We start from the raw sequence: 768 nt of genomic DNA on the forward strand, positions 1-768 counted from the left end.
TGAGGGTGTGGGTGGTGGCGCAGAGGGTGGTCTCGGTGGGGCCGTAGAGGTGGTGGATGGTCAGCTGAGGGCAGGCGTTCCGGGTGGCCGTGATGGCGTGGGTGGGGACGGTGTCGCCGCCGGTCAGTAGGTGTGGGAGGCCGGCGAGGGCCGTCGGTTCCTCCTCGGCGATGACGCGGAAGAGGCCGGCGGTGAGGTGGACCGCGTCGAGAACGTGTGCGCGGATCAGCTGGGGGAGGGTGGTGGTGTCGATGGGTTGGGGTGGGGCGATGACGGTGGTGCCGCCGTTGAGCAGGGGGATCCAGATCTCCAGCGTGGAGGCGTCGAAGGTGTGGGGGGCGTGGAAGAGGGTGCGGCCGGCCGCGAAGGGCGCCCAGGTCGTGTCGGCGGCGAGCGCTGTCACGGCACCGTGCGGGGTCAGCACGCCCTTGGGGGTGCCGGTGGAGCCGGAGGTGTACATCAGGTAGAAGCCGCTGGTGGGGGTGGCAGCACAAGGGAGCGGTCCGTCGCTGTGGGCGGCCAGGGCAGTGGTTGTGTCGGCGTCGTCGAGGTCGATGCGGACCGCTGGGTGGGTCGGTGGGGCGAAGTCGCTGGTGGTGATGAGGAGGGTGGGGTTGCTGTCGGTCAGTAGGTGTTTGATTCGGCTGGTGGGGTGGCCGGTGTCGATGGGCACGAAGGCGGCGCCGGTCTTGGCGACGGCGAGGAACGCCTCGATCAGGTTGGGGCTGCGGGGGAGTGCGACGGCGGCTCGGTCGCCTGGGGCCAGGC

Annotated in this window: 1 protein-coding gene; it reads right to left on the minus strand. The window is 70.8% G+C overall.

Going from position 1 to position 768, the window contains the following annotated elements; translation table 11 throughout:
• A partial coding sequence (locus ABGB06_RS39415; RefSeq protein WP_347600569.1) for an AMP-binding protein occupies positions 1-768 on the minus strand: 768 nt, incomplete at both ends.

Source organism: Streptomyces sp. B6B3 (genome assembly GCF_039871525.1).
Classification (GTDB): domain Bacteria; phylum Actinomycetota; class Actinomycetes; order Streptomycetales; family Streptomycetaceae; genus Streptomyces.